Below are 7,635 nucleotides of genomic sequence, written 5' to 3'. Positions count from 1 at the left end.
CCCGATAGCAGTGTGTCAGCCACCACATTCACTGGCTGATACACCGCTATCGGGGGCAAGCCCCCTCCCACATTGGATCTACATCATCCCAACCAGCTTTTTCCAACCGGAACAAGCTGTTACTGTACCGATCATAAAGCCCAAGCCGCCTGGATCGGATCCCTTACTTGAAGCGTCCCCTCCTTCTATTAATAAGTCTGGCCTTGAGCTTTGGTGCGAACGCGACGATTACCGAGAGCCACGGTTATACGCAGTTCGGCACGCTCAAGTACCCGGCCAAATTCACCCACTTCGATTGGGTAAACCCTGCAGCGCCGAAAGGCGGGACCTTGCGGGTCATGGCATTTGGCACTTTCGATACCCTCAACCCCTACACGTTCAAGGGCTCAAGCCCGGTTTCCACGCCTAATTTCCTGCAATACGGCGTCAATGAGCTGAATGAGCCGTTGATGGTCGGCACCGGTCAGTACGCACCGTCCGGCGATGAACCGACCTCCAGCTATGGGCTGATTGCCCAGTCGGTGGAATACAGCGAGGACCGCAGTTGGGTGGTGTTCAACCTGCGTCCGCAAGCGCGCTTCCATGATGGCAAGCCGATCACCGCGTATGACGTGGCGTTTTCCTATCGCACCCTGCTGACTGAAGGCCACCCGCAGTACCGCACCAACCTGCAGGAAGTGGCGCGGGTGGACATCCTCAACCGTCACCGCATCCGCTTTGTGTTCAAGCGCGCCGGCAACCCGTTGCTGATCCTGCGCCTGGGCGAGTTGCCGGTATTGCCCCAGCACTATTGGAAAAACCGCGACTTCAAGGCAACCACCTTCGAACCGCCCCTGGGCAGCGGGCCGTACCGCATCAGCAAAGTCACTCCAGGGCGCCAGTTGGTGTTCGAACGGGTCAAGGATTACTGGGGCAAGGACTTGCCGGTCAACCAGGGCTTCTATAACTACGACAAGGTCGAAGTGGAGTTCTACCGCGACAGCGACGTGGCCTTCGAAGCGTTCAAGGCCGGCGAGTTCGATATTTACATCGAACACCAGGCCAAGAACTGGGCCAATGGCTACAACTTCCCGGCGATCAACCGTGGCGAGGTGATCAAGGCGCAGATCGCCCACCAGATCCCGACCCAGAGCCAGGGCCTGTTCATGAACACGCGCCGGCCGACCTTCGGCCAGACCAAGGTGCGGGAAGCCCTGGGGCTGATGTTCGACTTCGAGTGGACCAACCGCACCCTGTTCAGCAGCGCCTACAAACGCACGCTCAGCTACTACCCCAACAGCGAATTCGCCGCGACCGGGGTTCCAACCGGCCATGAATGGCTGATGCTCTCCCCCTACCGCGAGCAGCTACCGCCCAACCTGTTTACCCAAGCCTTCAGCCTGCCCCAGACCGATGGGCGCGGCATCCCCCGCGAAACCCTGCGCCATGCCCTTACGCTGCTCGGCGAAGCCGGCTGGAAGTTGTCGGGCCAACGCCTGCTCAACAAGGACGGGCAACCGCTGCGCTTCGAGATCCTGCTGGTCAACCCGAACCTGGAGCGCATCCTGCAGCCCTATGTCGAGAACCTGATCAGCATCGGCATCGACGCGCGCCTGCGCACCGTCGACCGCGCGCAGTACAAGCAACGCCTGGATCAATTCGACTTCGACATGATCCTGATCACCCTCAACCAGACCTTGAGCCCCGGCCTCGAACAGTGGCAGTACTTCCACTCCAGCCAGGCCGCGATCAAGGGCAGCAAGAACTATGCGGGCATCGCCAATCCCATCGTCGATCACCTGCTCGAACAACTGCTGGCGGCGCAGACCCGCGAAGAACAACTGGCCGCCGGCCGCGCCCTGGACCGGGTGCTGCTGTGGCAGCACTACAGCATTCCCAACTGGTACCTCAACTATCATCGCCTGGCGTACCGTAACCGGTTCGCCTTTGTCACCACGCCGCCCTATAGCCTGGGCCTGAGTGCGTGGTGGCTGAAAGCTTCGGAGAAAGCCCAATGATGTATTTGCGCAACGCACTGCTCGGCAGCCTGCTGCTGTGCACCACGGCCCACGCCGCCCCGCAACACGCGCTGACGCTGTACAACGAGCCGCCGAAATACCCCGCCGACTTCAAGCACTTCGACTATGTCAACCCGGATGCGCCCAAGGGCGGCACCTTCCGCGAGTCGAGCATGGGCGGCTTCGACAGCCTCAACCCGTTTATCAGCAAGGGCGTGCCGGCCGACAATGTCAGCCTGATCTACGACACCCTGGCCATGCAGAGCCTGGACGAACCCATCACCGAATATGGCCTGGTCGCCGGCAAGATCGAAAAAGCCCCGGACAACAGCTGGGTACGTTTCTACCTGCGCCCCGAAGCGCGTTTCCACGACGGCCACCCGATCCGCGCCGAAGACGTGGTGTTCACCTTCCAGGAACTGATGAAGGAAGGCTCACCGATCTACCGCACCTACTACGCCGATGTCGATGAAGTGGTCGCCGAAGACCCGCTGCGGGTGCTGTTCAAGTTCAAGCGCACCAACAACCGCGAATTGCCGCTGATCCTCGGGCAACTGCCGGTGCTGCCCAAGCATTGGTGGGCCACGCGGGACTTCGCCAAGGGCAACCTGGAGGTGCCGCTGGGCAGCGGGCCGTACAAGGTGGCCGAGGTCAAGGCCGGGCGCATGATCCGCTACGAGCGGGTCAAGGACTACTGGGCCAAGGACCTGCCGATCACCAAGGGTTTCTACAATTTCGATAACCGCATCACCGACTACTACCGCGACAGCACCGTGTCCCTGGAAGCGTTGAAGGCCGGGCAGTTCGACTACTGGTTGGAATTCAGCGCCAAGAACTGGGCCAACGCCTACAACATTCCGGCCGTGACCGAGGGTCGCTTGATCAAGGAAGAAATCCCCAACGGCAACCCGACGGGCATGCAAGGTTTTGTGTTCAATACGCGCAAGGCGATGTTCCAGGACGTGCGCGTGCGCAAGGCCATCAGCCTGTTGCTGGATTTCGAGTGGAGCAACAAACAGCTGTTCAACGGCGCCTACACCCGCACCCGCAGTTACTTCGAAAACTCTGAAATGGCCGCCACCGGCCTGCCTGGCCCGGATGAGCTGAAGATCCTCGAGCCGCTGCGCGACAAGATCCCGGCCGAAGTCTTCACCCAGGCCTTCGAGCCGGCCAAGACCGACGGCAGCGGCATGATCCGCACCCAGCAGCGTGAGGCCTACCAACTGCTGCAGGAAGCCGGCTGGCGCATCGTCGACGACAAGATGGTCGACACCACGGGCAAACCGGTGACCATCGAGTTCCTGCTGGCACAGACCGAGTTCGAACGCATCCTGCTGCCCTTCAAGCGCAACCTGGCCGACCTCGGTATCGACCTGGTGATCCGCCGGGTGGACGTCTCGCAGTTCGTCAACCGTATCCGCTCGCGGGACTTCGACATGGTGGTGGGCAGCTTCCCGCAATCCACCTCGCCGGGTAACGAGCAGCGGGAATTCTGGAAGTCTTCCAGCGCCGACAAGCCCGGCAGCCGCAACTACATGGGCCTCAAGGACCCGGCGGTCGACCAACTGGTGGAAGAACTGATCGACGCCGACTCGCGCAAAAGCCTGATCGCCCATGCCAAGGCCCTGGACCGTGTGCTGCAGTTCGGCTACTACGTGATCCCCAACTGGCACATCAAGACCTTCCGCGTGGCGTACTGGGACCATCTCGGCCATCCGAAAACCCCGCCGCGCTATGACGTGGGCACCGCCACCTGGTGGGCAAAACCCAACGTAAAACCTGCCGTCACCTCAGACGCGAACACAAACACGAGCGCCGATCCGGCGAGCGGAGGCGATTAAATGCTGGCCTATATTGTTCGCCGCCTGTTGCTGATCATCCCGACACTGTTCGGGATCCTGCTGATCAACTTCATCATCATCCAGGCCGCCCCCGGTGGCCCGGTGGAACAGATGATCGCCAAGCTCGAAGGCTTTGAAGGTGCCACCAGCCGCATTGCCGGCGGCGGTGCCGAAGTCTCGGTGGCCGGTTCCAGCAGCTACCGTGGCGCCCAGGGCCTGGACCCGGCGCTGATCAAGGAAATCGAAAAGATGTACGGCTTTGACAAGTCGGCGCCGGAACGCTTGTGGATCATGGTCAAGAACTACGCCCGGCTGGATTTCGGCGACAGCTTCTTCCGTGACGCCAAGGTCATCGACCTGATCAAGGAGAAGATGCCGGTGTCCATCTCCCTGGGGTTATGGAGCACATTGATCATGTACCTGGTGTCGATCCCGCTGGGGATCGCCAAGGCCACGCGACACGGCAGCCACTTCGATGTATGGACCAGTTCGGCAATCATCGTCGGCTATGCGATCCCGGCGTTCCTGTTTGCGATCCTGCTGATCGTGGTGTTTGCCGGCGGCAGCTATTTCGATTGGTTCCCCTTGCGCGGGCTCACGTCCAACAACTTCGATGAGTTGAGCTGGGGCGGCAAGGTGCTCGACTACTTCTGGCACCTGGCGCTGCCCATCACCGCGCTGGTGATCGGCAACTTCGCGACCATGACGCTGCTGACCAAAAACAGCTTTCTCGACGAGATCAACAAGCAATACGTGATCACCGCCAAGGCCAAGGGCCTGACCAACCACCGCGTGCTCTACGGCCATGTGTTCCGTAACGCGATGCTGCTGGTGATCGCCGGGTTCCCGTCGGCGTTCATCGGGATTTTCTTCACCGGCTCGTTGCTGGTGGAAGTGATCTTCTCCCTCGACGGCCTGGGCCTGATGAGCTTTGAAGCGGCGATCAACCGCGACTACCCGGTGGTGTTCGGCACGCTGTTTATCTTCACCCTGCTGGGGCTGGTGGTGAAACTTATCGGCGACCTCACCTACACCCTGGTCGATCCGCGTATCGACTTCGCCAGCCGGGAGCATTGAGATGAACCTGTCCCCCCTCAATCGCCGCCGGTTCGAGCGGTTCAAGGCCAACAAGCGTGGCTGGTGGTCGCTGTGGCTGTTCCTGATTTTGTTCGGGCTGAGCCTGGGCGCCGAGCTGATCGCCAACGACAAGCCACTGGCAGTGCACTACGACGGCGACTGGTATTTCCCGGCGCTCAAGCGCTACCCGGAAACCACCTTCGGCGGCGAATTCCCGCTGGAGGCCAACTATAAGAGCCCGTATATCCAGGAACTGCTCAAGGCCAAGGACGCCTGGACCTTGTGGGCGCCGATCCCGTTCAGCTACCAGAGCATCAACTACGACCTGAAGGTACCGGCTCCCGCGCCGCCTTCGAGCGTCAACCTGCTGGGCACCGACGACCAAGGCCGCGATGTGCTCGCGCGGGTGATCTATGGCTTCCGTGTGTCGGTGCTGTTTGCCCTGACGTTGACCGTGCTCAGCTCGATCATCGGCGTGATCGCCGGGGCCTTGCAGGGCTTCTATGGCGGCTGGGTCGACCTGGCCGGGCAGCGCTTCCTGGAAATCTGGTCCGGCTTGCCGGTGCTGTACCTGCTGATCATCCTTGCCAGCTTCGTGCAGCCCAACTTCTGGTGGCTGCTGGGGATCATGCTGCTGTTTTCCTGGATGAGCCTGGTGGATGTGGTGCGCGCCGAGTTCCTGCGCGGGCGCAACCTCGAATATGTGCGCGCGGCCAGGGCCCTGGGGATGCAGAACGGCGCGATCATGTTCCGCCATATCCTGCCCAATGCCATGGTCTCGACCATGACGTTCATGCCGTTCATCCTCACCGGCGCCATCGGCACCCTGACTGCCCTGGATTTCCTCGGCTTTGGCCTGCCGGCCGGTTCGCCTTCGCTGGGCGAGCTGGTGGCCCAGGGCAAATCCAACCTGCAAGCGCCGTGGCTGGGCATGAGCGCGTTTGCCGTGCTGGCAATCATGTTGAGTTTGCTGGTGTTTATCGGCGAGTCCGCTCGCGATGCCTTCGACCCGAGGAAATGAGATGAATCAGGACAATCTGATCGAAATCCGCGACCTCTCCGTCGAGTTCGTCACGGGCGAGCATCACCACCGCGTGGTCAACAACGTCAGCTTCGATATCAAGCGCGGCGAAACCCTGGCCCTGGTCGGCGAAAGCGGCTCCGGCAAATCGGTGACCGCGCACTCGATCCTGCGCCTGCTGCCCTACCCGCTGGCCCGGCACCCGTCCGGCACCATCGCCTATTCCGGGCAAGACCTACTGACCCTCAAGGAAAAGACCCTGCGGCATATTCGCGGCAACCGCATCGCGATGATCTTCCAGGAGCCGATGACCTCGTTGAACCCGCTGCACTGCATCGAAAAGCAGATCAACGAAGTGCTCGGCCTGCACAAGGGCCTGACCGGCAAGGTCGCGACCCGGCGCACGCTTGAACTGCTGGAACTGGTGGGCATCCCCGAGCCGCACAAACGGCTCAAGGCCCTGCCCCACGAACTGTCGGGCGGCCAGCGCCAGCGGGTGATGATCGCCATGGCCCTGGCCAATGAGCCGGAACTGTTGATCGCGGATGAGCCCACCACCGCCCTTGATGTCACTGTGCAGTTGAAGATCCTGGAACTGCTCAAGGAGTTGCAGGCGCGCCTGGGCATGGCCCTGCTGTTGATCAGCCATGACCTGAACCTGGTGCGGCGCATTGCTCACCGCGTCTGCGTGATGCAGCAGGGCTGCATCGTCGAGCAGGCGGAATGCGAGACGCTGTTCCAGTCGCCCCAGCACCCTTACACCCAGGAACTGCTGGCGGCGGAACCCAGCGGTGGGCCGGCCACCAACGAGGTCGGGCCGCCGTTGCTGGAAGTCGATGACCTGAAAGTCTGGTTCCCGATCAAGAAGGTTTTTTTGCGCAACACCGTCGATTACGTCAAGGCGGTGGACGGCATCAACTTCAGCCTGCCCCAGGGCCAGACGCTGGGCATCGTTGGCGAAAGCGGCTCGGGCAAATCCACCCTGGGCCTGGCGATCTTGCGCTTGATCGCCAGCAAGGGCGGGATCCGCTTTGAAGGCCAGCAACTGGACAAGCTGACCCAACAACAGGTGCGCCCGTTACGCCGGGAAATGCAGGTGGTGTTCCAGGACCCGTTCGGCAGCCTGAGCCCACGCATGTGCGTCAGCGAGATCGTCGGCGAAGGCCTGCGCATTCACAAAATGGGCACGCCGGCCGAGCAGGAAGCGGCGATTATCGCGGCGCTCAAGGAGGTGGGCCTGGACCCGGAGTCCCGCCATCGCTACCCCCACGAATTTTCCGGCGGCCAACGCCAACGCATCGCCATCGCCCGCGCGCTGGTGCTCAAGCCGCGCCTGATCCTGCTGGACGAACCGACCTCGGCGCTGGACCGCACGGTACAACGCCAGGTCGTGGAACTGCTGCGCAGCCTGCAGGCCAAGTACAACCTGACCTACCTGTTCATCAGCCATGACCTGGCGGTGGTGAAGGCGCTGAGTCACCAGTTGATGGTGGTCAAGCATGGACAGGTGGTGGAACAGGGCGATGCGCAGGCGATCTTTGCTGATCCGCAGCATGCGTATACGCGTCAACTGCTGGAAGCGGCCTTTCTGGTGCCGTGCCCAGAGCCCCTCTGAGCGATCAGCACGCCCACGTCCTGCGTGGGTGTGCCGCACAATCGGATCACTGCGTGCCCCCCTGCCAAGCCAACGGCTACACAA

General features: G+C 61.7%; 5 protein-coding genes. All 5 read left to right on the top strand.

What is annotated here, in order from left to right:
* Window positions 1–167: 167 nt before the first annotated feature.
* The 5 genes from AB1462_RS29485 to AB1462_RS29465 are packed head-to-tail and all read left to right on the top strand — an operon-like array spanning window position 168 to window position 7,551.
* Complete coding sequence (locus AB1462_RS29485; RefSeq protein ID WP_090405364.1) at window positions 168–1,997, top strand: extracellular solute-binding protein; 1,830 nt, start codon at window positions 168–170, stop codon at window positions 1,995–1,997.
* The gene (locus AB1462_RS29480) at window positions 1,994–3,838 is read left to right on the top strand and encodes an extracellular solute-binding protein (protein ID WP_090405368.1); all 1,845 of its coding nucleotides are present in this window, start codon (window positions 1,994–1,996) and stop codon (window positions 3,836–3,838) included. The genes AB1462_RS29485 and AB1462_RS29480 overlap by 4 nt, the downstream gene beginning before the upstream one ends.
* The gene (locus tag AB1462_RS29475) at window positions 3,839–4,915 is read left to right on the top strand and encodes a microcin C ABC transporter permease YejB (RefSeq protein WP_027606500.1); all 1,077 of its coding nucleotides are present in this window, start codon (window positions 3,839–3,841) and stop codon (window positions 4,913–4,915) included.
* 1 nt (window position 4,916) lies between these two features.
* Complete coding sequence (locus tag AB1462_RS29470) at window positions 4,917–5,936, top strand: ABC transporter permease (RefSeq protein WP_053134921.1); 1,020 nt, start codon at window positions 4,917–4,919, stop codon at window positions 5,934–5,936.
* A gap of 1 nt (window position 5,937) precedes the next feature.
* A complete protein-coding gene (locus AB1462_RS29465; RefSeq protein WP_367248724.1) occupies window positions 5,938–7,551 on the top strand; it encodes an ABC transporter ATP-binding protein in 1,614 nt (537 codons plus the stop codon).
* The last annotated feature ends 84 nt before the right edge of the window (window positions 7,552–7,635 follow it).

Source organism: Pseudomonas sp. SB113 (genome assembly GCF_040754745.1).
GTDB lineage: Bacteria > Pseudomonadota > Gammaproteobacteria > Pseudomonadales > Pseudomonadaceae > Aquipseudomonas > Aquipseudomonas grimontii.
This window is presented reverse-complemented; position numbering and strand designations above follow the sequence as displayed.

What these genes read in the sequence shown, in the direction of transcription:
- AB1462_RS29480 (WP_090405368.1), top strand. Translation starts at nt 1,994, where the DNA reads ATGATGTATTTGCGCAACGCACTGCTCGGCAGCCTGCTGCTGTGCACC.
- AB1462_RS29475 (WP_027606500.1), top strand. Translation starts at nt 3,839, where the DNA reads ATGCTGGCCTATATTGTTCGCCGCCTGTTGCTGATCATCCCGACACTG.
- AB1462_RS29470 (WP_053134921.1), top strand. Translation starts at nt 4,917, where the DNA reads ATGAACCTGTCCCCCCTCAATCGCCGCCGGTTCGAGCGGTTCAAGGCC.
- AB1462_RS29465 (WP_367248724.1), top strand. Translation starts at nt 5,938, where the DNA reads ATGAATCAGGACAATCTGATCGAAATCCGCGACCTCTCCGTCGAGTTC.